This is a genomic window from Streptomyces hesseae (genome assembly GCF_031845785.1).
Lineage (GTDB): Bacteria > Actinomycetota > Actinomycetes > Streptomycetales > Streptomycetaceae > Streptomyces > Streptomyces hesseae.
The window spans coordinates 85,653-109,123 of sequence record NZ_JAVRFI010000015.1 but is presented as its reverse complement, the minus strand read 5'-3'; the positions used below and the strand labels follow the sequence as shown (position 1 = coordinate 109,123).

At 70.2% G+C, this 23,471-nt stretch carries 18 protein-coding genes and 1 tRNA gene; 11 read left to right on the top strand and 8 right to left on the bottom strand.

From position 1 onward, the window contains the following. The first annotated feature begins 94 nt into the window (after positions 1–94). Positions 95–2,626, top strand: coding sequence for an ATP-dependent helicase HrpB (hrpB, locus tag RM609_RS22265; protein ID WP_311613270.1), 2,532 nt, complete (start codon positions 95–97; stop codon positions 2,624–2,626). A gap of 130 nt (positions 2,627–2,756) precedes the next feature. Here the strand turns inward: hrpB and RM609_RS22260 are convergent, their stop codons facing one another. From RM609_RS22260 to polA, 4 genes are all read right to left on the bottom strand, one after another. Further along, the gene (locus RM609_RS22260) at positions 2,757–2,948 is read right to left on the bottom strand and encodes a hypothetical protein (RefSeq protein WP_311613269.1); all 192 of its coding nucleotides are present in this window, start codon (positions 2,946–2,948) and stop codon (positions 2,757–2,759) included. Positions 2,949–2,964: 16 nt separating this feature from the next. Continuing rightward, positions 2,965–3,966 carry a cell envelope lipid trafficking protein PgfA gene (gene pgfA, locus RM609_RS22255; RefSeq protein ID WP_311613268.1) on the bottom strand — a complete coding sequence of 334 codons (1,002 nt, stop codon included), beginning with the start codon at positions 3,964–3,966 and terminating at the stop codon, positions 2,965–2,967. Positions 3,967–3,982: 16 nt separating this feature from the next. After that, a complete protein-coding gene (locus RM609_RS22250) occupies positions 3,983–4,117 on the bottom strand; it encodes an SPW_0924 family protein (protein ID WP_311613267.1) in 135 nt (44 codons plus the stop codon). 177 nt (positions 4,118–4,294) lie between these two features. Continuing rightward, complete coding sequence (gene polA, locus RM609_RS22245; protein ID WP_311613328.1) at positions 4,295–6,952, bottom strand: DNA polymerase I; 2,658 nt, start codon at positions 6,950–6,952, stop codon at positions 4,295–4,297. Positions 6,953–7,180: 228 nt separating this feature from the next. Here polA and RM609_RS22240 point away from each other — a divergent pair, with 228 nt between their 5' ends. From RM609_RS22240 to RM609_RS22210, 7 genes are all read left to right on the top strand, one after another. Further along, the gene (locus tag RM609_RS22240) at positions 7,181–9,463 is read left to right on the top strand and encodes an FdhF/YdeP family oxidoreductase (RefSeq protein WP_311613266.1); all 2,283 of its coding nucleotides are present in this window, start codon (positions 7,181–7,183) and stop codon (positions 9,461–9,463) included. 105 nt (positions 9,464–9,568) lie between these two features. After that, a complete protein-coding gene (locus tag RM609_RS22235) occupies positions 9,569–10,030 on the top strand; it encodes a PaaI family thioesterase (RefSeq protein WP_311613265.1) in 462 nt (153 codons plus the stop codon). 311 nt (positions 10,031–10,341) lie between these two features. Continuing rightward, entirely contained in the window at positions 10,342–11,586 is a 1,245-nt protein-coding gene (locus RM609_RS22230; RefSeq protein ID WP_311613264.1) for a branched-chain amino acid ABC transporter substrate-binding protein, read from the top strand. Between the two features lie 82 nt (positions 11,587–11,668). Further along, on the top strand, positions 11,669–12,601 hold the full coding sequence (locus RM609_RS22225) for a branched-chain amino acid ABC transporter permease (RefSeq protein WP_311613263.1): 933 nt from the start codon (positions 11,669–11,671) through the stop codon (positions 12,599–12,601). 5 nt (positions 12,602–12,606) lie between these two features. After that, the gene (locus RM609_RS22220) at positions 12,607–14,364 is read left to right on the top strand and encodes a branched-chain amino acid ABC transporter permease (protein WP_311613262.1); all 1,758 of its coding nucleotides are present in this window, start codon (positions 12,607–12,609) and stop codon (positions 14,362–14,364) included. Positions 14,365–14,369: 5 nt separating this feature from the next. Next, positions 14,370–15,245, top strand: a complete 876-nt coding sequence (locus RM609_RS22215; protein ID WP_311613261.1) for an ABC transporter ATP-binding protein — start codon at positions 14,370–14,372, stop codon at positions 15,243–15,245. Next, on the top strand, positions 15,242–15,958 hold the full coding sequence (locus RM609_RS22210; protein WP_311613260.1) for an ABC transporter ATP-binding protein: 717 nt from the start codon (positions 15,242–15,244) through the stop codon (positions 15,956–15,958). Before RM609_RS22215 ends, RM609_RS22210 begins: the two co-directional genes overlap by 4 nt. A 68-nt stretch (positions 15,959–16,026) precedes the next feature. On the opposite strand, the gene RM609_RS22205 is transcribed toward RM609_RS22210, so the two are convergent. Further along, a complete protein-coding gene (locus RM609_RS22205) occupies positions 16,027–16,677 on the bottom strand; it encodes an ANTAR domain-containing response regulator (protein WP_311613259.1) in 651 nt (216 codons plus the stop codon). Between the two features lie 89 nt (positions 16,678–16,766). Between RM609_RS22205 and RM609_RS22200 the strand changes: the two genes are divergently transcribed. After that, positions 16,767–16,850 (top strand) — tRNA-Leu (locus RM609_RS22200). Between the two features lie 88 nt (positions 16,851–16,938). Next, positions 16,939–17,727 carry a helix-turn-helix domain-containing protein gene (locus tag RM609_RS22195; RefSeq protein WP_311613258.1) on the top strand — a complete coding sequence of 263 codons (789 nt, stop codon included), beginning with the start codon at positions 16,939–16,941 and terminating at the stop codon, positions 17,725–17,727. Between the two features lie 6 nt (positions 17,728–17,733). Here the strand turns inward: RM609_RS22195 and pyk are convergent, their stop codons facing one another. Both pyk and RM609_RS22185 read right to left on the bottom strand, forming a co-directional pair. After that, positions 17,734–19,170, bottom strand: a complete 1,437-nt coding sequence (gene pyk / locus RM609_RS22190; RefSeq protein WP_311613257.1) for a pyruvate kinase — start codon at positions 19,168–19,170, stop codon at positions 17,734–17,736. A gap of 132 nt (positions 19,171–19,302) precedes the next feature. Next, on the bottom strand, positions 19,303–19,992 hold the full coding sequence (locus tag RM609_RS22185) for an SIMPL domain-containing protein (RefSeq protein ID WP_311613256.1): 690 nt from the start codon (positions 19,990–19,992) through the stop codon (positions 19,303–19,305). Positions 19,993–20,140: 148 nt separating this feature from the next. On the opposite strand from RM609_RS22185, the gene RM609_RS22180 reads away from it, so the two are divergent. Next, positions 20,141–21,952 carry a bifunctional metallophosphatase/5'-nucleotidase gene (locus RM609_RS22180; protein ID WP_311613255.1) on the top strand — a complete coding sequence of 604 codons (1,812 nt, stop codon included), beginning with the start codon at positions 20,141–20,143 and terminating at the stop codon, positions 21,950–21,952. Here the strand turns inward: RM609_RS22180 and RM609_RS22175 are convergent. Beyond that, positions 21,908–23,347 carry a lysine N(6)-hydroxylase/L-ornithine N(5)-oxygenase family protein gene (locus RM609_RS22175; RefSeq protein WP_311613254.1) on the bottom strand — a complete coding sequence of 480 codons (1,440 nt, stop codon included), beginning with the start codon at positions 23,345–23,347 and terminating at the stop codon, positions 21,908–21,910. The two genes, RM609_RS22180 and RM609_RS22175, sit on opposite strands and share 45 nt — an antisense overlap. Positions 23,348–23,471: the final 124 nt, after the last annotated feature.

The window sequence follows — 23,471 nt, the reverse complement described above, 5'->3', positions numbered from 1 at the left end:
CCCGGGCACGCCCCGTAAGGGGCGCGGGGAACTGCGTGACCAGCCACGGACGGCCCGCGGCCGACGGACTTCCGCGTAGGCGAGACTTGGCCACGTGATCCGTGACGACGCCCTCGCCCAGTTGCCCGTGCGGTCCGCGCTGCCCGCGCTTAAGGAGGCGCTGGACGGGCACGGGACGGCCGTGTTGTGCGCGCCGCCCGGCACCGGCAAGACGACGCTCGTACCGCTGGTGCTGGCGGGCCTGACCGGCTCCGGGCCGGTTCGCCGGGTCCTGGTCGCCGAGCCCCGCCGCATCGCCGCGCGCGCCGCCGCGCGGCGCATGGCGTGGCTGCTGGGCGAGGAGGCCGGCGGCCGGGTCGGCTTCACCGTGCGCGGCGAGCGCAGGGCCGGGCCGTCGACCGTGGTGGAGGTCGTCACCACCGGTGTGCTGCTCCAGCGTCTCCAGCGCGACCCGGAGCTGGCCGGGGTCGACGTCGTGGTGCTCGACGAGTGCCACGAGCGGCATCTGGACGCCGACACCGCGGCCGCCTTCCTCCTGGACGTGCGGGCCGCGCTGTGCCCGGAGCTGCGGCTGGTGGCCGCGTCGGCGACGACGGACGCCGAGGGCTGGGCCCGGCTGCTGGGCGGCGCGCCCGTGGTGGAGGCGCGGGGGGTGTCGCACCCCGTGGAGGTGGTGTGGGCGCCGCCGGAGCGCGCGATACGGCCGCCGCACGGCATGCGCGTGGATCCCGCGCTGCTGGAGCACGTGGCCGCCGTGGTGCGGCGGGCGCTGCGCGAGCGGGAGGGCGACGTGCTCTGTTTCCTCCCCGGTGTGGGCGAGATCGGCCGGGTGGCCGGGCTCCTCGGCGCGGGTCCCGGCGGGGCGGAGGTGCTCCAGGTGCACGGGCGGGCCCCGGCCGCCGTGCAGGACGCGGTGCTGGCCGGTGGCACCGGTGCGCGGCGCGTGGTGCTGGCGACCTCGGTGGCCGAGTCGAGCCTGACCGTGCCGGGCGTACGGGTCGTGGTGGACGCCGGGCTGGCCCGGGAGCCGCGCATGGACCACGCCCGGGGGCTGAGCGCGCTGACGACCGTACGGGCGTCCCGGGCGTCCGGGCGGCAGCGGGCGGGCCGCGCGGGGCGCGAGGCCCCGGGGGCGGTGTACCGCTGCTGGACGGAGGCCGACGAGACGCGGCTGTCCGCGTTCCCGGCGGCGGAGATCACGGTGGCGGACCTGACGGCGTTCGCCCTCCAGGCCGCCTGCTGGGGCGATCCCGACGCGACCGGGCTCGCGCTGCTCGACGCCCCGCCGGCCGGTGCTCTGGCGGCCGCCCGGTCGGTGCTGGCGGCCACGGGCGCGGTGGACGCCGACGGGCGGCCCACCGACCGGGGCCGGCGCATGGCGCGCCTGGGTGTGCACCCCCGTCTCGCGCGCGCTCTGCTGGACGGCGCGCGCGAGGTCGGTGCGCGCCGGGCGGCGGAGGTCGTGGCGCTGCTGAGCGAGGAACCGCCGAGGGAGTACGGGGACGATCTGGCGGCGGCATGGCGCTCCGCCCGGCGTGGGAACGACGCCTACGGCGCCCGCTGGCGCGTCGAGGCGCGCAGGCTGGAGAGCGCGCTGCGGAGCGTCTCCGAGGAGCCCCCAGCCCCCACGGGCGGTGTATCGGACACCGATGACGCCGTCGCCGGCCTGATCGCCGCCCTGGCGTTCCCCGAACGGGTGGCGCGGCTGCGCGGCGGGGCCTCGTACCTGATGGTGTCGGGCACCGGCGCCGAGCTGGGCGACGGGTCCCGGCTGCGTACCGCGCCCTGGCTCGCGGTGGCCGTGGCGGACCGGCCCGTCGCCGCCGCGTCGGCGCGGGTGCGGCTGGGTGCCGTGATCGACGAGGGGACGGCGCGGGCGGCGGCGGGGGCGCTGTACGGCGAGGGCGAGGAGGTGCGCTGGTCGGAGGAGCGGCGCGACGTCGTGGCGCGCCGCGTGGCCCGGCTGGGCGCGGTGGAGCTGACCGCGAGCGTGCTGGGTGCGCCGGATCCGGGGCTGGTGCGGGCCGCGCTGCTGGAGGGGCTGCGGCGGGAGGGCCTGGGGCTGCTGCGGTGGGGCGCGGAGGCGACGGCGCTGCGGCAGCGGCTGGCGTTCCTCCGCCGTGAGCTGGGCGAGCCGTGGCCGGAGGTGTCCGATGAGGCGCTGCTGGCGCGGGCGGACGAGTGGCTGGGCGTGGAGCTGGACCGGGCCCGCAGGCGCGCGGATCTTGAGCGGCTGGACGCGGGCGCGGCGCTGGAGCGGCTGCTGCCGTGGGCGAGCGGTGACGCCGTGCGGCTGGGCGAGCTGGCGCCGGAGCGCATCGAGGTGCCGAGCGGTTCACGGATCCGGGTGGACTACGGCGGTGAGCAGCCCGTGCTGGCGGTCAAGCTCCAGGAGCTCTTCGGGCTGCACGAGACGCCCCGGGTCGCGGGAGGGCGGGTACCCGTGCTCGTCCATCTGCTGTCCCCGGCGGGCCGTCCGGCGGCGGTCACCGCGGATCTGGCGTCGTTCTGGCGGGAGGGCTACCGGTCCGTACGGGCCGAGCTGCGCGGCCGGTATCCGCGCCATCCCTGGCCGGAGGACCCGGCCACGGCCGTCGCGACGCGCCGCGCCAACGCCAGGCGCTAAGCGCTCCGCGGGAGGCGCCACGGCGGGCGTCGATCGGCTGCGGCGCCGTCGTGGCTGGTCGCGCAGTTCCCCGCGCCCCTTCGGGCGCTGCCGCTCCTTGTGTCGTTCGACCCGTCCGCCGGCCCTTCCGTCAGGGGAGGTAGCGCTCCAGGGCGGCGGCTCCCTTCTCCTCTATGCGGCGCCGGGCCGCCTCGACGCGTTCGGGGGTGACGTCGTGGCCGGAGGCCATGACGAGGTCCTCGGGGTCGAAGGGCCGCTCGGCGCCGGTGTAGAGCCGGCTGGGGCGGGACGGGGTTGACGCGTCCTCCGGGGTCTCCTTCACGGCGGGCCTCCTCTGCTCAGGCGACCCCTTTCGGGGTCACCCGTTCGGGTTTCCCTCCATCGTGTGCCCGGTGCGCCGCGAACGCACGACGATCTCGGGCTTCGAGGGCGAGGGAGAGCGCGAGCAGGACGCCTCCGAGGGCGAGGAGGCCCCAGGGGAGGTAGCTGGTGATCAGGAGGACGAGCTGTCGTTGCGTGGCCACGAGGGCGACGGCCGAGTCGACGTCGGCGGGGCGCATCTTCACATGGCCGGAGAAGGCGGGGATCGGTTCCTTGCCGGGGGCGCCGGTCCAGCGCATCTCCTCGCGGTGGATCTCCTCGCCGTTGACCGGGGCGCCGGTGACGGGGTCGACCCAGAACATGCGCCGGGTGGTGTACCAGCGTTCCAGGCCGAGCTGCCGGACGGTGTCGGGGCCGATGCCCAGCGGCAGTTTTCTGGGCAGGGGGACCTTGGTCCAGGGGATCGTCTGCTCGAAGTAGTAGACGTCCAGGCCGTGGAAGGTACGGGTGCCCTTGTAGTGGATGGGTGCGGAGGTGCGGGTCATCGCGTCGAAGTAGCGGTAGTCGCGTTTCTCGACGAGGAACGGCCATTTGAACTCGATGCCGTCGCGGCGCACCGGGGTGCCGTCGACGTGTTCGCCGCCCGCGTGGACGGGCTCCTGGCTGTGGGCGTCGAAGACGTACCGCTCGGGGATCGTGGAGACCATGGCGCCGTCGGGGCCGGCCGCGTAGGAGAGGGTGTCCCAGACGACGACGTCGCGGCCGGTCTCGTCGCGGACCTCGCGGGCCTTCTCGACGTTGCCCTTGAGGGTCTGGACCACGGTGAGGCGGGGGACGGTACGGGGCTTGAGGGTGCCGTAGTCGATGAGGGTGGCGTTCTCGGCCTCCATGACGGCGGTCCGGTACTGGCCGGCCGGGACCTTGGCGAGGCGGGGGAAGGCGTACCAGCGCAGCAGGGGTGACAGCGCGGCGCAGAAGACCGCGAGTGCCAGCAGTACGAGGCTCGCCCGTCGGCGCATGGCGGGGCCGCTTCCGCTAGGGCCGGGCGGGGGCGGAGGTGAGCAGGGGCTCGGGGGAGGTCTCGCCTTGGGGTGGGCCGATGGCCGTGACGGCGAGGACGAGGGCGAAGGCGGCGGCCAGTCCGATGGCCGCGGCGGCCAGTGCGCGCATGCGGAGCCTCCCGGCGGATTCCCCTGGACCTGACGAGGCGTCAGAGATGGGGCACGGTAGCAACGCCCGGCACGGAAGAGAACAACGCCGTACGGCCCGCCCCCGGAAACAGCCGTACGGCCCGCCCCCGGAAACGATCCTCCGGGGACGGGCCGTACGGCACCGGTTGCGCGGGCGTCAGTGCGCGGCGGACTCCCAGTCCCCGCCGACACCCACCGACACGTCCAGCGGGGCGCGCAGCTCGACGGCGCCGGCCATCTCGCGACGGACCAGCTCCTCGACCTTCTCCCGCTCCCCCGGCGCGATCTCCAGCACGATTTCGTCGTGCACCTGGAGCAGCGCCCGGGAGGTGAGCTTCTCCGCCGTCAGGGCCTCGGCCACCCGCAGCATCGCGATCTTGACGATGTCGGCGGCCGTGCCCTGGATCGGGGCGTTCAGCGCCATCCGCTCGGCCATCTCGCGCCGCTGCCGGTTGTCGCTGTTGAGATCCGGCAGATAACGGCGACGGCCCAGCATCGTCTCCGTGTAGCCCGTGGCCCGGGCCTCCTCGACGACGCGCTGGAGATAGTCGCGCACCCCGCCGAACCGCTCGAAGAACGTGTCCATCAGACGACGCGCCTCGTCCGGCATGATGTTCAGCTGCTGCGAGAGCCCGAACGCCGACAGCCCGTACGCCAGGCCGTACGACATCGCCTTGATCTTGCGGCGCATCTCGGGGTCGACCTCGCTCTTGGCGACGCCGAACACCTGGGAGGCGACCGTGGTGTGAAGGTCCTCGCCCGAGGCGAACGCCTCGATCAGGCCCTCGTCCTCCGAGAGGTGGGCCATCACCCGCAGCTCGATCTGGCTGTAGTCGGCGGTCATCAGCGACTCGAAGCCCTCACCGACCACGAAACCCCGGCGGATGGCACGGCCCTCGTCCGTCCGCACCGGGATGTTCTGGAGATTGGGGTCGGTGGAGGACAGCCGGCCCGTGGCCGCCACGGTCTGGTTGAACGTGGTGTGGATCCGGCCGTCGGTGGCGATCGCCTTGATCAGGCCCTCGACCGTGGACCGCAGCTTGGACTGCTCACGGTGCCGCAGCATGATCACCGGAAGCTCGTTGTCCGTCTGCGCGGCGAGCCAGGCCAGCGCGTCCGCGTCCGTGGTGTAACCGGTCTTGGTCTTCTTCGTCTTGGGCAGGCCCAGCTCACCGAAGAGGACCTCCTGGAGCTGCTTGGGCGAGCCCAGGTTGAACTCGCGGCCCGCCGCCAGATGCGCCTCCTTCACCGCCTGCTGCACGGCCGCGGCGAACTGCTGCTCCATGCGCTCCAGCCAGCCCCGGTCGGCGGCGATGCCCGCGCGCTCCATGCCGGCCAGCAGCGCGCTCGTCGGCAGCTCCACATTGGTCAGCAGCTTCGCGGCGCCCACCTCCGCGACCCGCCCCTCGAACGCGCCGCCCAGGTCCAGCACCGTACGGGCGCGGCCCATCAGCGCGTCCGCCTCGGCCTGCTCGTCGGCGCCGAACGCCAGCTGGCCGTCACCGGCCGCGGCCGTGGCGAGCTCACGCCCCAGGTACTCCACCGACAGCGCGTCCAGCGCGAACGACCGGCGCCCCGGCTTGACCAGGTACGCGGCCAGCGCCGTGTCCATCGTGACGCCCTCGACCGACCAGCCGTGATCGGCGAAGACCCGCATCGCGGCCTTCGCGTCGTGCATCACCTTGGGACGCTCCGGGTCCGCGCTCCACGCGGCGAACGCCCGCTCGTCGGCCTCGTCCAGCTCCGCCGGGTCGAACCATGCGGCCGGGCCCTCGCCCGTCGCCAGCGCGATCTCCGCGACCCGGCCACTGCCCCGCGACCACGAGTCCACGATCGCCACACCCAGCGGGCCCGCGCCGTGCTCGGCCAGCCACGGCGCCAGACCGCCCGCGCCCAGCACCACACCGTCGACCTCCGCGCCCGCCTCGGGCGCCGCCTCCTCGGCGGACTCCCCACCCGGGTCGGCCGCCAGCAGCCGGTCCCGCAGCCCCTGGTTGCGGATCTCCAGCCCCTCCAGGAACGCCACCAGCGCCGCCCGGTCGTAGGCCCCGCGCTCCAGATCGTCCGGATGCGTGGACAGCTGAACGTCCCGCACCATCTCCGTCAGCCGGCGGTTGAGCTTGACCGCCTCCAGATGGTCACGCAGATTCTGCCCGGCCTTGCCCTTGACCTCGTCGACCCGCTCGACGAGCTCCGCGAACGAACCGAACTGGTTGATCCACTTCGCGGCCGTCTTCTCACCGACACCCGGGATGCCCGGCAGATTGTCCGACGGGTCGCCGCGCAGCGCCGCGAAGTCCGGATACTGCGCCGGGGTCAGCCCGTACTTCTCCTGCACCTTCTCCGGCGTGAAACGCGTCAGCTCGGAGACGCCCTTCGTCGGGTACAGCACCGTGACCGCGTCGGTGATCAGCTGGAAGGAGTCCCGGTCGCCCGTGACGATCGAGACCTCGAAGCCCTCGGCCTCCGCCTCCGTCGCCAGCGTGGCGATGACGTCGTCGGCCTCGAAGCCGTCGACGGCGAAACGCCGCACGCTCATCGCGTCCAGCAGCTCGCCGATCAGCTTCACCTGCCCCTTGAACTCGTCCGGGGTTGCCGACCGCGTCGCCTTGTACTCCGGGAACTCCTCCGAGCGCCACGTCTTGCGCGACACGTCGAACGCCACCGCGAAATGCGTAGGCCGCTCATCACGCAGCGTATTGGCCAGCATCGACGCGAAGCCGTACACCGCGTTCGTCGTCTGACCGGACGCCGTCGTGAAGTTCTCCGCGGGCAGCGCGAAGAACGCCCGGTAGGCCATGGAGTGCCCGTCCATCAACAGCAGACGGGGACGGCCTCCCCCGGCGTCGCCGGTCGGGTCGTTCGCTTCGGTCGGGGTATTCGATGCCTTGGATGCCACGCCCCCGATCCTGCCACGGCCCACTGACAATCCCGACCGCCCCGCGCCCCGGTCACCCTCACCACGGCCGCCGCCGCACCCCCGTGACAGGATCGGCACCGCACGCACGTCCCAAGATCCACCGAGCGCTCAAGGGAGAGCGAGATGGCAGGCAAGCCGCCCACCGGCGATCCCGTACAGGACGCACCCAGCGTCACCGCCCCGCAGCACGCCGCCGCCGGGCTGCCCGCCATCGCCCACTCACTGCGCGTGGCCCACGAACAGATGGGCGTCCGCCGCACCGCCCTGACCCTCCTCAAGGTCAACCAGAAGAACGGCTTCGACTGCCCCGGCTGCGCCTGGCCCGAGCCCGACAAGCGCCACGCCGCCGAATTCTGCGAGAACGGCGCCAAGGCCGTCGCCGAGGAGGCCACCCTCCGCCGCGTCACCCCGGCCTTCTTCGCCACCCACCCCGTCGCCGACCTCGCCGAGCGCAGCGGCTACTGGCTCGGACAACAGGGCCGCCTCACCCACCCCATGTACCTCGCCGAGGGCGCCACCGCCTACGAACCCGTCACCTGGGAACGCGCCTTCGACATCATCGCCGAGGAGCTCCACGCCCTCGGCACCCCCGACGAAGCCGTCTTCTACACCTCCGGCCGCACCAGCAACGAAGCCGCCTTCCTCTACCAGCTCTTCGCCCGCGAGTTCGGCACCAACAACCTGCCCGACTGCTCCAACATGTGCCACGAGTCCTCCGGCTCGGCGCTCACCGAGACCATCGGCATCGGCAAGGGCAGCGTCCTGCTGGAAGACCTCTACAAGGCCGATCTGATCATCGTCGCCGGACAGAACCCCGGCACCAACCACCCCCGTATGCTCAGCGCCCTGGAGAAGGCCAAGCACGGCGGCACCCGGATCATCACCGTCAACCCGCTCCCCGAGGCGGGCCTGGAACGCTTCAAGAACCCGCAGAACGCCCGCGGCCTCGCCGCCGGCGGCACCGCCCTCACCGACCTCTTCCTCCAGATCCGCCTCGGCGGCGACCAGGCGCTCTTCCGCCTCCTCAACCGCCTGATCCTGGAGACCGAGGGCGCCGTCGACACCGCCTTCGTCGACGAGCACACCCACGGCTTCGACGACTTCGCCCGAGCCGCCCGCGCCGCCGACTGGGACGAGACCCTCCGCGCCACCGGACTGCGCCGCGAGGAGATCGAAACCGCCCTGCGCATGGTCCTGGACTCCAAGCGCGTCATCGTCTGCTGGGCCATGGGCCTCACCCAGCACAAGCACTCCGTCCCCACCATCAAGGAAGTCGTCAACTTCCTGCTCCTGCGCGGCAACATCGGCCGCCCCGGCGCCGGCGTCTGCCCCGTCCGCGGCCACAGCAACGTCCAGGGCGACCGCACCATGGGCATCTTCGAACGCCCCGCCCCCGCGTTCCTCGACGCCCTCGAGAGGGAATTCGGCTTCGCCCCGCCCCGCGAACACGGCCTCGACGTCGTCCGCGCCATCCGCGCCCTGCGCGACGGACAGGCCAAGGTCTTCTTCGCCATGGGCGGTAACTTCGTCTCCGCCACACCCGACACCGACGTCACCGAAGCCGCCGTCCGCCGCGCCCGGCTCACCGTCCACGTCTCCACCAAGCTCAACCGCTCCCATGTGATCACCGGCGCCCGCGCCCTGATCCTCCCCACCCTCGGCCGCACCGAACGCGACCGGCAGCACACCGGCGACCAGTTCGTCACCGTCGAGGACTCCATGGGCATGGTCCACGCCTCCCGCGGCCGCCTCGAACCCGCGAGCCCCCAGCTCCTCTCCGAGCCCGCCATCGTCTGCCGCCTCGCCCGCCGCGCCCTCGGCGACACCAGCAACACCCCCTGGGAGGACTTCGAAGCCGACTACGCGACGATCCGCGACCGCATCGCCCGCGTCATCCCCGGCTTCGAGGACTTCAACGCCCGCGTCGCCCGCCCCGGCGGCTTCACCCTCCCCCACGCCCCCCGCGACAGCCGCACCTTCCCCACCACCACCGGCAAGGCCAACTTCACCGCCGCCCCCGTCGAACACCCCCACGTCCCCGAGGGCCGGCTGCTGCTCCAGACCCTCCGCTCCCACGACCAGTACAACACCACCATCTACGGCCTCGACGACCGCTACCGCGGCATCAAGAACGGCCGCCGCGTCGTCCTCCTCCACCCCGACGACGCCCGCGCCCACGACCTCGCCGACGGCGCCTACGCCGACCTCGTCAGCGAATGGACCGACGGCACCGAACGCCGCGCCCCCGGCTTCCGCGTCGTCCACTACCCCACGGCCCGCGGCTGCGCCGCCGCCTACTACCCCGAGACCAACGTCCTGGTCCCCCTCGACCACACCGCCGACACCAGCAACACCCCCGCCAGCAAGTCCGTCGTCATCCGGCTCGAGCCGAGCACCGGCCGGTGACGGAAGCCGGTTGCGGGAATGGAAGATCGCAACGGTTGACGGCGGCACCGTCGAGCTGAAAAAAATTTCACACCACAACGACCAGGGTGATCGGAGCCGCGCGTCATGGGCGAGCACAGCAAGACCACGTTCCCGCAGGAGATCCTCGACCGGTGGACCGGCAGCGGGCTCGACCTCAACGCCCTGTTCTCCGCCGGTCACCTGGGCGAGCGCATGAGCGTCACCGTCGTCGAGGCCTCCCCCGAACGCGTCGTCGGCACCATGCCCGTCGAGGGCAACACCCAGCCCTACGGCCTGCTGCACGGCGGCGCCTCCGCCGTCCTCGCCGAGACCCTGGGCTCGGTCGGCGCCATGCTCCACGGCGGGCCGACCCGGATCGCCGTCGGCGTCGACCTCAACTGCACCCACCACCGCGGCGTCCGCTCCGGCCTCGTCACCGGCGTGGCCACCCCCGTCCACCGCGGACGCACCTCCGCCACATACGAGATCGTCATCACCGACGAGCAGGACCGCCGCGTCTGCTCCGCCCGCCTCACCTGCGTCATCCGCGAACAGGCGACCGGCTGACGGACACACCGCACCACCGCCACAACGGCCGGCCACGGGACCCCGCGGCCGGCCGTCGCGCATCCAGGCGCCCGACGACGACCGAAAAGCGGAGTGTGATCTCCGTCATAACAAGAAAGTCACAGCATCGTCGTCACCTCTGCCCGACCCCCGCGCCCACCCCCTAAAGTCACGGCACACCATGACCGCCGGGCCGTTCGTCCAGCACACCGCAGCCATCCGGCACAGCACCTCCCCCACCCGCGCCCGATCCGCCCGGCGAGTGACACGGCACCTCTCCACAGGCCACCGCGCCAGGGAAAGGACCCAGCGTGCGCCACCGTTCCCTCGTCATCCTCACCGCCGCGCTCACCACCGGAGCCCTCACCCTCACCGCCTGCGGATCACGCGACGCCGGCAGCGCCAAGGACAACGGCACCGGCGACGGCGGCGCGAAGACCACCGTGACCATCGGCGTCGACGCCCCGCTGACCGGCTCGCTCTCCCCGTTCGGACAGGGCATCAAGAACTCCGTCGACCTCGCCGTACGCACCGCCAACAAGAACAACGAGGTCAAGGGCGTCACCTTCAGGACCACCGCCCTCGACGACCAGGCCGTCCCCGGCACCGGACAGCAGAACGCCGCCAAACTCGTCGCCGACAAGGACGTCCTCGGCGTCGTCGGCCCCATGAACTCCGGCGTCGCCCAGTCCATGCAGGGCGTCTTCGCCAAGGCCGACCTCACCCAGGTCTCCCCCGCCAACACCAACCCCGCCCTCACCCAGGGCGACAACTGGGCCAAGGGCGAGAAGAACCGTCCCTTCAAGACCTACTTCCGCACCGCCACCACCGACATCATCCAAGGCCGATTCGCCGCCCAGTACCTCTACAAGGACGCCAAGAAGAAAAAGGCCTTCGTCGTCGACGACAAACAGACCTACGGCGTCGGGCTCGCCACCATCTTCGCCGAGGAATTCAAACGCCTCGGCGGCGACATCGCCGGCACCGACCACCTCACGGTCAAGGAGACCGACTTCTCCGGCATAGCCAACAAAATCAAGAACTCGGGAGCCGACTCCGTCTACTTCGGCGGCCAGTTCCCCGAAGCCGGCCTCCTCTCCGACCAGGTCAAGAAGGCCGGCGCCCGCATCCCCCTCATGGGCGGCGACGGTATCTACAACCCCGGCTTCATCACCGCCTCCGGCGAACCCAACGACGGCGACCTCGCCACCTCCGTCGGCTACCCCGTCGAAGAACTCGACTCCGCCAAGAAATTCGTCCAGGGCTACAAGGACGCCGGCTACAAGGACCCCTACGCCACCTACGGCGGATACTCCTACGACGCCGCCTGGGCCATCGTCCAGGCCGTCAAGAAAACCGTCGAGGACAACAAGGGCAAACTCCCCGCCGACGCCCGCGCCAAAGTCCTCGACGCCATGAGCAAGGTCTCCTTCGACAGCGTCACCGGAAAAGTCTCCTTCGACCAGTACGGCGACACCACCAACAAACAGCTGACCGTCTACCAGGTCGTAGGCGGAGCCTGGAAATCCCTCAAGAGCGCCACCTTCCAGGACTGACCGGGGCGCCCGCGCGAAGGCACCCGCACCCGCGCACACCCTCGCGCGGCACCGTCCACCACACCCGACGGGGAGGCACGCGGTGCACGAACTGCCGCAGACACTGGTCAGCGGGCTCGCACTGGGAACGCTCTACGGCCTCATAGCCATCGGCTACACGATGGTCTACGGCATCGTCCAGCTCATCAACTTCGCCCACGGCGAGATCGTCATGATCGGAGGCTTCGGCGCCCTCACCGTCCGGCTCTGGCTCCCCGACAGCGTCCCCCTCGCCGCCGCCCTCCCCCTGATGCTCCTCGGCGGAGCCCTCGCCTCCGTCGCCGTCGCCACCGCCGCCGAACGCTTCGCCTACCGCCCCCTCCGCGACGCCCCCCGCCTCGCCCCCCTCATCACCGCGATCGGCCTGTCCATCGCACTCCAGCAACTCGTCTGGGCCTTCTACCCCGACGCCAAGAAATCCCGCGGCTTCCCGCAATTCCACGGCGACGCCTTCGAACTCACCGGCAATGTCCACCTCCAGCGCGACGACGTCTTCGTCCTCGTCGCCGCACCCCTGTGCATGCTCGCCCTCGGCCTCTTCGTCGCCAAAAGCCGCACCGGACGCGCCATGCAAGCCACCGCCCAGGACCCCGACACCGCCCGGCTCATGGGCATCGACACCAACCGCATCATCGTCCTCGCCTTCGCCATCGGCGGCGCCTTCGCAGCCGTCGCCGCCGTCGCCCAAGGACTCCGCGCCGGCCAGATCAACTTCGAAATGGGCTTCATCCTCGGCCTCAAGGCCTTCACCGCCGCCGTCCTCGGCGGCATCGGCAACATCTACGGCGCCATGCTCGGCGGCGTCGTCCTCGGCATCGCCGAAACGGCCTCCACCACCTACATCCAGCACATCCCCGGAATGCAGCAGCTCGGCGGCGGAGGCTGGAAGGACGTCTGGGCCTTCGTCCTGCTCATCGTCGTCCTCCTCGTACGGCCACAAGGACTGCTCGGCGAACGCGTCGCGGATCGGGCGTGAAACCCATGACCCCACAACACCACCACACCACCGCCGTCAACCGCGCCATCCCCCGGCTCACCCTCCCCCTCGTCCCCCTCCCCCTCTCCACCGCCAGAATCCTCACCGCCGGCGGAGCCCTCCTCACCCTCCTCTCCACCTTCCTCCCCTGGACCTGGACCCGCGCCTTCCCCGGCAACCTCACCGTCACCGGCTACCCCGGCGGCCTCCAGATCCTCACCCTCACCGGCGCCGCCCTCACCCTCGCCCAAGTCCTCGCCACCGCCGGCCTCCCCGGCCTCCGCTGGCTCACCCCCTCCGGCCGCCACACCGCCACTCTCCACCTGGCCGCCGGCACCCTGGCCACCACCTGGTACACCCTCATCGCCATCGCCACCCGCCTCGGCGGACTCGTCAACCTCGAACCCGGCGGCTACCTCGCCGGAGCAGCCGCCCTCGCCACCCTCACCGGCGCCCTCGCGCTCCCCAGCGGCCCCCCACGCCCCCTACCACCGGCGCGCGCCCTCCCCGCATGGGCCGAAATCCTCATCATCGCCGTCGTGTTCGGACTCGCCCTCCAAGTCCTCACCTACGGCATCGGCACCGCCTACGGCGAACTCTTCACCGGCTTCCTGCTGCTCACCGGCTTCACCACCGCCGCGCTCTTCACCAGCGGACTGGGCGCCCGGCTCACCGCCCTCACCCACCGGCACCGCCGCGTCACCCTCACCGCGGCCCTCGTCACCGCCGTCCTCTTCCCCCTCACCCAGGACACCGACGAATACACCCTCATCATCGTCAACATCCTCATCTTCTCCACCGTCGCCCTCGGCCTGAACGTCGTCGTCGGCCTCGCCGGCCTCCTCGACCTCGGCTACGTGGCCTTCCTCGGCGTCGGCGCCTACACCGCCGCCCTCGTCTCCGGCTCCACCGCCTCCACCCTCCACATCCACTTCCCCTTCTGGGCCGCCGTCCTCACCGGCGCCGCCGCCTCCCTCGTCTTCGGCGTCGTCATCGGCGCCCCCACCCTGCGCCTGCGTGGCGACTACCTCGCCATCGTCACCCTCGGCTTCGGCGAGATCTTCCGCATCACCGTCGGAAACCTCAACGGAGAATCCGGCCCCTCACTCACCAACGGCCCCAACGGCATCCCCAACATCCCCGACCTCGCCATCCTCGGCTACGACTTCGGCGCCACCCACTCCTTCGGCGGCCTCACCCTCACCCCCTTCGCCAACTACTACCTCCTGATGCTCTTCTTCACCGCCCTCGTCGTCCTCGTCTTCAGCCGCGCCGGAAACTCCCGCATAGGCCGCGCCTGGGTCGCCATCCGCGAGGACGAAACCGCCGCCACCGCCATGGGCATCAACGGCTTCCGCCTCAAACTCATCGCCTTCGCCCTCGGCGCCACCCTCGCCGGACTCGCCGGCACCGTCCAGGCCCACGTCGCCTACACCGTCGTCCCCGAGCAATACGTCTTCGCCGGACCCGTACCGCCCAACTCCGCGTTCCTCCTCGCCGCCGTCATCCTCGGCGGCATGGGCACCATCACCGGCCCCCTCCTCGGCGCCGCGCTGCTCTACCTCATCCCCGCCAAACTCCAATTCCTCCAGGACTACCAACTCCTCGCCTTCGGCCTCGCCCTCATCCTCCTCATGCGCTTCCGCCCCGAAGGAATCATCCCCAACCGCCGCAACCGCCTTGAATTCCACGAGACCGACGCGGCCCCGGCAAACCCGCCCGGCACGGGCGGCGCCACCCGGCCCACCACGGCGGAGGCATAACCACCATGACCACCACGACCGCCCCCGCCCCCGCCACCGTCCTCACCGCCACCAGCGTCACCATGCGCTTCGGCGGACTCACCGCCGTACGAGCCGTCGACCTCACCGTCCACGAAGGCCAGATCGTCGGACTCATCGGCCCCAACGGCGCCGGAAAAACCACCTTCTTCAACTGCCTCACCGGCCTCTACACCCCCACCGAAGGCACCGTCGCCTACCGCGACACCGTCCTCCCACCCAAACCCCACCTCGTCACCCAGGCCGGCATCGCCCGCACCTTCCAGAACATCCGCCTCTTCGCCAATATGACCGTCCTCGAAAACGTCCTCGTCGGCCGCCACACCCGCACCAAAGAAGGCCTCCTCTCCGCCCTCCTCCGCGGCCCCGCCTTCCGCCGCGCCGAAAAGGCATCCGAAGAACGCGCCATGGAACTCCTCGAATTCACCGGCCTGGCCGCCAAACGCGACCACCTCGCCCGCAACCTCCCCTACGGCGAACAACGCAGGCTCGAAATCGCCCGCGCCCTCGCCAGCGACCCCGGCCTGCTCCTCCTCGACGAACCCACCGCCGGAATGAATCCCCAGGAGACCCGCGACACCGAGGGACTCGTCCTCGCCATCCGCGACCAGGGCACCGCCGTCCTCGTCATCGAGCACGACATGCGCTTCATCTTCAACCTCTGCGACCACGTCGCCGTCCTCGTCCAGGGCGAGAAACTCGTCGAAGGCACACCACAGACCGTCCAGCGCGACGAACGCGTCATCGCCGCCTACCTCGGCACCCCCTTCGAAGGCGCGCCCGGCGAGGAGGAGGCCGCCGAGGTCCGGGCGGCCGAGGCCCACGCGACGGAGGCCCACTCGACGGAGGAGACCGACCGATGACCGCGCTCCTGGAGGTCGAGGACCTCCACGTCGCCTACGGCAAGATCGAAGCCGTCAAAGGCATCTCGTTCACCGTCGACACCGGCCAGGTCGTCACCCTCATCGGCACCAACGGAGCCGGCAAGACGACGACCCTCCGCACCCTCTCCGGCCTTCTCACACCGCGCTCGGGCGCCATCCGCTTCGACGGCCGATCCCTCACGGGCGTCCCCGCACACCAGGTCGTCGCCCGCGGCCTCGCCCACTCCCCCGAAGGCCGCCACATCTTCCCCCGCCTCACCATCGCCGAGAACCTCCAGCTCGGAGCGTTCCTCCGCAAGGACACCGACGGCATCGCACAGGACGTACGACGCGTCTACGACCTCTTCCCGATCCTCGGCGAACGAGCACGCCAGGCGGCGGGCACCCTCTCCGGCGGAGAACAGCAGATGCTCGCCATGGGCCGCGCCCTGATGTCCCGCCCCAAGCTGCTCATGCTCGACGAGCCCTCCATGGGCCTCTCCCCGATCATGATGCAGAAGATCATGGACACCATCGCCGAGCTCAAGGCCGGCGGCACCACGATCCTGCTCGTCGAACAGAACGCCCAGGCAGCGCTCGGCCTCGCCGACCGGGGACACGTCATGGAGACCGGCCGGATCGTCCTCTCCGGGACGGGGGCGGAGCTGCTGCACGACGAGTCGGTACGCAAGGCGTACCTGGGCGAGGACTGACCGCGCCGACGAACGCGGAAGGGCCCGTGTCCGAAGACACGGGCCCTTCGCTTCACGGATTCCGGGGCCTACTGCTCCTTGGACGCCTTCTTCTCCCGGGCGTCCTCGATGACCGCCTCGGCCACCTGCTGCATGGACAGCCGACGGTCCATCGACGTCTTCTGGATCCACCGGAACGCGGCGGGCTCGGTCAGCCCGTACTGCGTCTGGAGAATGCTCTTCGCCCGGTCCACGAGCTTCCGCGTCTCCAGGCGCTGCGCGAGGTCGGCGACCTCCTGCTCCAGCGCCTTCATCTCGGTGAAGCGGGAGACCGCCATCTCGATGGCGGGCACGACATCGCTCTTGCTGAACGGCTTCACGAGGTAGGCCATGGCCCCGGCGTCCCGGGCCCGCTCCACGAGGTCGCGCTGCGAGAACGCGGTGAGCATCAGCACCGGGGCGATCGACTCGGACGCGATCCGCTCGGCGGCGGAGATCCCGTCGAGGACCGGCATCTTCACATCCAGGATCACCAGATCCGGCTTGTGCTCCCGCGCCAGCGCCACGGCGGTCTCGCCGTCGCCCGCCTCACCGACGACGGAGTAGCCCTCTTCCTCGAGCATCTCCTTGAGGTCGAGACGGATCAGGGCCTCATCCTCGGCGATCACGACACGGGTGACGTGCGGAGGGGTGTGCTGCGGCTCGTCGTCGACGGGCGGCTGGGGCTCGGCGGCGGTCACGGGTCTCCTTGCTCAGGGCAGGTGGTGCCATATGAGCCTACCTAGCGGCAGCTCCCAACGCGCACGCGGTATTGTGTCCCGAGCAACCCGCCCGGTTGGTGGAACTGGTCAGACACGCGAGTCTCAAACACTCGTGCCCTTTGGGCATGTGGGTTCGAATCCCACACCGGGCACCCAAGGTCCGCAAAGCGGACTTTCACCATCGCGTGAACCTTCACGGAATCGCCACACCGTGAAGCCTCTGTCGCGCACAGTGAAGGCATGGAGTTTCGCGGCGCTACGACGCGCCAGAAAGCACTGGATCTCATCGCCTCCGGTGTCGCCAACGCGGAGGTCGCCAGACGGCTCGGCGTCCCGGTAGGCACGGTCGGTTACTGGCTTCACATGGACCGGTCCAAACGCGGGGAGTGCCCGGGCCCCCACAGACCGAGCTGTCCGCGATACGACGGCCGGGAGCTCGACGAAGCGGCCTACTCGTACCTACTGGGGCTGTACCTGGGAGATGGACACATCATCCAGTACTCCCAGCACCGAGTACCCAGCTTGATGATCGCCTGCGGCGACACATGGCCGGGTCTGATGGACGCGTGCCACGCAGCGATGCAGGCTGTCTTCCCCGACAACTCGGTGTGCCGGGTCCGCAGGACCGGCTGCCACAACGTGAAGGTCTACTCGAAGCACCTGTGGTGCATGTTCCCCCAGCACGGCCCCGGCAGGAAGCACGAGAGGTCCATCGCCCTCGAACCCTGGCAGCAACGAATCGTCGACATTCACCCCTGGGAGTTCCTGCGCGGTCTCGTGCACTCCGACGGCTGCCGCATCACCAACTGGGCCACGCGCCTCGTACGCGGTGAGCGCAAGCGCTACGAGTACACGCGCTACTTCTTCACCAACAAGTCCGACGACATCAGGAAGCTCTGCTCCGACACGCTGGACAAGGTCGGTGTCGAGTGGAAGGTCACCCGACGCGGCAAGGACCCCTTCAATATCTCCGTGGCCCGCAAGGCATCCGTCGCCCTCATGGACACCCACATAGGCCCCAAGTATTAGGAGCCCCTACTCCTTCGGCGCGTCGTCCTCCCCGATGTGGTGCACCCGCACCAGGTTCGTGGTCCCCGCCATGCCCGGCGGGGAGCCCGCCGTGATGATGACCATGTCGCCCTGGCGACAGCGCCCGATCCGCAACAGGTACTCGTCCACCTGGTCGACCATCTCGTCCGTCGTCTCGACGACCGGGCCGAGGAACGTCTCCACGCCCCACGTCAGATTCAGCATCGCCCGCGTCGCCGGCTCCGGTGTGAACGCCAGCAGGGGAATCGGTGAGCGGTAGCGCGAAAGGCGACGGGCCGTATCACCGGATTGAGTGAAGGCTACAAGGAACGTCGCACCGAGGAAGTCGCCCATTTCGGCCGCCGCGCGGGCGACCGCGCCACCCTGGGTGCGGGGCTTGCTGCGCTCGGTCAGCGGGGGGAGGCCCTTGGCGAGGATGTCCTCCTCCGCCGCGATGACGATGCGGCCCATCGTGCGGACGGTCTCGACGGGGTACTTCCCGACGCTCGTCTCACCGCTGAGCATCACCGCGTCCGTGCCGTCGATGACGGCGTTGGCGACGTCGGAGGCCTCGGCGCGTGTGGGGCGGGAGGCGTCGATCATCGAGTCGAGCATCTGTGTGGCGACGATGACCGGCTTGGCGTTGCGCTTGGCGAGTTTGATGGCGCGCTTCTGGACAATGGGGACGGATTCCAGGGGCATTTCGACGCCGAGGTCGCCGCGGGCGACCATGATGCCGTCGAAGGCGGCGACGATGCCGTCGAGGTTTTCGACGGCCTGGGGCTTTTCGATCTTGGCGATGACGGGGAGGCGGCGGCCTTCCTCGCCCATGACGCGGTGGGCGTCCTCGATGTCGCGTGCGCTGCGGACGAAGGAGAGGGCGATGACGTCGGCGCCGGTCCTGATGGCCCAGCGAAGGTCCTCGATGTCCTTCTCCGAGAGGGCGGGGACGGAGACGGCGACGCCGGGGAGGTTGAGGCCCTTGTGGTCGGAGACCATGCCGCCCTCGAGGACGAGGGTCTTGACGCGGGGGCCGGTGACCTGGACGACTTCGAGGGTGACGCGTCCGTCGTCGACGAGGATGCGTTCGCCCTTGGTGACGTCGGAGGCGAGGCCGCTGTAGGTGGTGCCGCACTGGTGGCGGTCGCCTTCGACGTCTTCGACGGTGATGGTGAATTCGTCGCCGCGTTCAAGGAGTACGGGGCCTTCGCGGAATCGGCCCAGGCGGATCTTCGGGCCTTGAAGGTCGGCGAGGACGGCGACGTTGCGGCCGGTTTCCTCCGCTGCCTTGCGTACCCGCTGGTACCGCGCTTCGTGGTCGGCGTACGTGCCATGGCTCAGGTTGAAGCGGGCGACATCCATGCCCGCTTCCACGAGTGCCTTGATCTGCTCGTACGAGTCGGTGGCGGGCCCAAGGGTGCAGACGATTTTCGCTCGGCGCATGGCACGACCTTATGACCTACCGGTGGGTAGAGAATTGGCCCGCCGCAACGGGCCAACGTCCTTTCGGTAAAAGCTTGTTGACACCTTGTGAAACGTGCAGAGGGGTGCTCTGATGAGCACCCCTATCGGGGGCTAGAGCGTCGGGCGGGTCATCGTAAAGCGGGCGTTGACGCTGGCGTAGACCGTTTGGCGCTGGGGTTCGAGGTCGAGCGCGGGCGGCGGCGTGGGGGCTCCGCCGTAGCCGGCGGAGCGCATGATGCCGCCGGGGGCGGCGGGCATGGCCGGGACGGCGTTCTCGGCGCCGATGTCGGCGATCTCGACGACGGCGGCGAGTTCCGCGCCGAGTGCGGCGGCGTATTCGCGGGCGCGCTGGACGGCTTCGCGTACGGCTTGTTGGCGGGCTTCGCGGTGGGCGGGCGAGTCGGGGCGGAGGCTCCACCAGGGGCCGTCGACGCTGGTGAGGTCGAGTTCGGCGAGGCGGGTGGCGAGTTCGCCGAGGGCGGTGAAGTCGGCGAGGGTGGCGGTGATGTGGACGTGGCCGTGGTAGGCGCGGACGCGTTCGTGGCGGCCTTTGTCGGTGAGCTGGGGGGTGATGCTGAAGGTTCCGGTCTCGGTTTTCTCGACGGCTTCGCCATAGGACTTGAGGAGATCGAGGACCTGGTTGTTGCGGCGGGTGAGGTCCTGGAGGGCGTTGCGGCGGTCGGTGCCGCGGGCGCTGACGGAAATGCCGATGCGTGCGATTTCGGGGTCGACTTGGAGGCGGGCTTCGCCTCGGACGGCGACGCGGGGGGCGTCGGGGGTTCCGTAGGGCAGGTCGGTCATGGGGTCAGCGTCTCAGGTGGGGGTGGCGGTGGGGAGGGACGGCGCGTGGTGATGGGAATCGCAGGGGGTTGAGGGTGTTGGTGGGCGTGGGGGGTGGGCCAGAATCTACGCGCGTTGGTTCTGGATATGAATGGGGAGAACAGAACATATGCCGCTCAACCGTAGGAATTTCCTGGAGCGTACGGCCGTGACGGGCGCCGGTGTGGCGTTGGCGGGGGCCGTGGGGGCCGTGCCGGCCGAGGCGGAGGGGCTCGCCGGGGACGGGGGCGCTCGCCGGAGGAAGCGGTACGCGTTGACCGTGATGGGGACGACCGACCTTCACGGCAATGTCTTCAACTGGGATTACTTCACCGATGCCGAGTTCGACGACAAGGCGCACAACGATGTGGGGCTCGCCAAGATCTCGACGCTGGTGCGGCAGGTGCGGGCCGAGAAGGGCCGGCGGAACACTCTGCTGATCGACGCGGGTGACACGATCCAGGGTACGCAGCTTTCGTATTACTACGCGAAGGTGGATCCGATCACGGGTGCGGGTGGCCCGGTTCATCCGATGGCGCGGGCGATGAACACGATCGGGTATGACGCGGCGGCGGTCGGAAACCATGAGTTCAACTACGGCATTCCGACGCTGCGGAAGTTCGAGGAGCAGTGTGATTTCCCGCTACTGGCGGCGAACGCTCTGGATGCGAAGTCGCTGCGGCCGGCGTTCCGTCCGTATGTGATCAAGCGGGTGTGCACTCCGCACGGTCGTGATGTGAAGGTGGCGATCCTGGGTCTGACCAATCCGGGGATCGCGATCTGGGACAAGGCGAATGTGCAGGGGAAGATGGTGTTCCCGGGGCTGGAGGAGCAGGCGGCGAAGTGGGTGCCGAAGCTGCGGTCCATGGGTGCGGATGTGGTGATCGTGGCGGCGCATTCGGGTTCGAGCGGTACGTCGTCGTACGGTGATCAGTTGCCGTATGTGGAGAACGCGGCGGCGCTGGTGGCGGAGCGGGTGCCGGGTATCGACGCGATTCTGGTGGGGCACGCGCATACGGAGATTCCCGAGTACCGGGTGACGAACAAGGAGTCCGGTAAGCAGGTGGTGCTTTCGGAGCCGCTGAAGTGGGGGCAGCGGTTGACGTTGTTCGACTTCGGTCTGGTGTGGGAGCGGGGCCGCTGGCAGGTGGAGTCGGTGTCGGCGAAGGTGCTGAATTCCAACACGGTGGCCGAGGATCGCCGGATCACGGATCTGCTGGGCAAGGAGCACCGGAAGGTCGTGACGTATGTGAATCAGGTGATCGGTACGTCGTCGGCGGTGATGAGTGCGGCGGAGGCGGCGTACAAGGACACGCCGATCATTGATTTCATCAATCATGTGCAGGCGGAGACGGTGAAGACGGCCCTGGCGGGCTCGGCCTATGCCTCGCTTCCTGTTCTGTCGCAGGCGTCGTGTTTTTCGCGGACGGCGTCGGTGCCGTCGGGGAAGGTGACGATTCGCGAGGTGGCGGGTCTTTATCCGTTCGAGAACACGCTGGAGGCGCGGCTGCTGACCGGTGCGCAGTTGCGGGCGTATCTGGAGTTCTCGGCGCACTATTACGTGCGGACGGCCGCGGGCGTGCCGGTCGACCCGGCGAAGCTGACGAATGCCGAGTCGATTCCGGATTACAACTATGACGTGGTGAGCGGTCTCTCCTATGAGATCGACATCGCGAAGGAGCCGGGTTCGCGGATTGTGAATCTGTCGTTCCAGGGGAAGCCGCTGGATGACGCGGCGCAGTTTGTGCTGGCGGTGAACAATTATCGGGCGAGTGGTGGCGGGAACTTCCCGCATGTGGCTCGGGCCAAGCAGTTGTGGGCGAATTCGGAGGAGATCCGGAACACGATCATCGGTTGGGTGAAGGCCAAGGGTGCCATTGATGTGGGGGCGTTCGCGTCAGTGGACTGGAAGCTGACGCGGGATGGTGTGCCGGTTTTCTGAGCCGGGGCCGCCGACGGCGTGCTGGGGCCGTGGCTGGGTCCGCGGCTCCAGGCCGAAGGTGGTGAAGGCGGTGCGGTGGGGCAGGGAGTAGACCGTGCGGCCGATGAGGGCGTTGAGGATCACGGCGCTGCGCCAGGCGGCTAGTCCGAGGTCGGGGGCGCCGACGCCATGGGTGTGGGTTTCGGCGTTCTGGACGTGGATGGCGCCCTTGACGGAGGGGTCGAGGACGAGCCGGTGTTGTTCGTCGACGCGTGCGCGGCCGTTGGAGTCGCGGCGGATATAGGGGTCGAGGGAGGCGAGGAGGGTGTCGACGCGGCGTTCGCGGTAGCCGGTGGCGAGGACGACGGCGTCGGTGGTGAGGCGGGAGCGGCTGCCCTGCTGGGTGTGTTCGAGGTGGAGTTCGACGCGGGTGGTGCCGACGCGGCCGGCGGTGCGGACGAAGACTCCGGGGGTGAGGACGGCGTCGGGCCAGCCGCCGTGGAGGCTGCGGCGGTAGAGCTCGTCCTGGATGTCGGCGATGGTGTGGCGGTCGATGCCCTGGTTGAGCTGCCATTGCTGGGGCAGGACCTGGTCGCGGACGGGTTCGGGCAGGGCGCGGAAGTAGTGGGTGTAGTCGGGGGTGAAGTGCTCCAGGCCGAGCTTGCTGTATTCCATGGGCGCGAAGGCCGGGGTGCGGGCGAGCCAGTGGAGGCGTTCGCGGCCGACGGGTCGGCTGCGGAGGAGGTCGAGGAAGATCTCGGCGCCGGACTGGCCGGAGCCGATCACGGTGATGTGTTCGGCGTCGAGGATCTTGTCGCGGTGGTCGAGGTAGTCGGCGGAGTGGGTGACGGGGACGTTGGGGGCTTCGGCGAGGGGGCGCAGCGGCTCGGGGATGTAGGGGGCGGTGCCGACGCCGAGGACGAGGTTGCGGGTGTAGGCGCGGCCGAGGGCGTCGGCTTCGCCTTCGGGGTCGAGCTGGGTGTAGTCGATCTCGAAGAGGACGCGCTCGGGGTTCCAGCGGACGGCGTCGATGTGGTGGTTGAAGTGGAGGCCGGGGAGGTTCTGGCTGGCCCAGCGGCAGTAGGCGTCGTATTCGGCGCGGTGGATGTGGTGGCGCTCGGAGAAGTAGAAGGGGTAGAGGCGCTCGCGGGTCTTGAGGTAGTTGAGGAAGGACCAGGGGCTGGTGGGGTCGGCGAGGGTGACGAGGTCGGCGAGGTAGGGGACCTGAAGGGTGGTGCCGTCGATGAGCAGGCCGGGGTGCCAGTGGAAGGCGGGGTTCTGGTCGTAGAAGGCGACGCGGAGGTCGTCGAGGGGCTGGGCGAGGGCGGCGAGGGAGAGGTTGAAGGGGCCGATGCCGATGCCCACGAGGTCCAGGGGTTGGTCCGGGGCGGATGCGGGGGTCTGGGGGGTGGTCATCGGGGCGAGTGGCCTTCCACGAGTTCCTGCGGGCACGGGCAGCACCGACCGGCCAAGCTACCGGCTGTGCACGTGTCGTGACCCGGGGTGCGGGAGGTTTCGCCCGATGGTGGGTATTGGGGCG